Origin of the sequence: Nitrosospira sp. NpAV (assembly GCF_000832065.1) — a bacterium.
GTDB lineage: Bacteria > Pseudomonadota > Gammaproteobacteria > Burkholderiales > Nitrosomonadaceae > Nitrosospira.
The window spans coordinates 1-361 of sequence record NZ_JXQM01000133.1; the positions used below are offsets into that span (position 1 = coordinate 1).

The window sequence follows — 361 nt, forward strand, 5'->3', positions numbered from 1 at the left end:
CCACTGGTAACGTGCGGTGCCGCACACCCATGATTTCACCTTCTTCGGTCCAGGCAGAGACAACAAGACAGTCAGGTATACTGGAGGGTTCGATAACCAGGGAATGGTAGCGGGTTGCCATGAACGGGCTGGCGATTCCCTGGAAAACACCCTGACCATCATGAAAAACCGGCGAGGTTTTACCATGCATGACTTTTCCGGCGCGCACAATTCGTCCGCCGAAAGCCTGGCCAATACTCAGGTGACCAAGACATACACCCAGTATAGGAATTTTTCCACTGAACCGGTTGATCAACTCCATGGAAATACCTGCTTCATCAGGCGTGCATGGACCAGGCGAAATGACAATACCGGCCGGCTT

General features: G+C 52.9%; 1 protein-coding gene. It reads right to left on the reverse strand.

Annotated features, from left to right (window positions below; translation table 11 throughout):
• On the reverse strand, positions 1-361 hold a 361-nt coding region (locus SQ11_RS15615), incomplete at both ends, for an aminodeoxychorismate/anthranilate synthase component II (protein WP_041515127.1).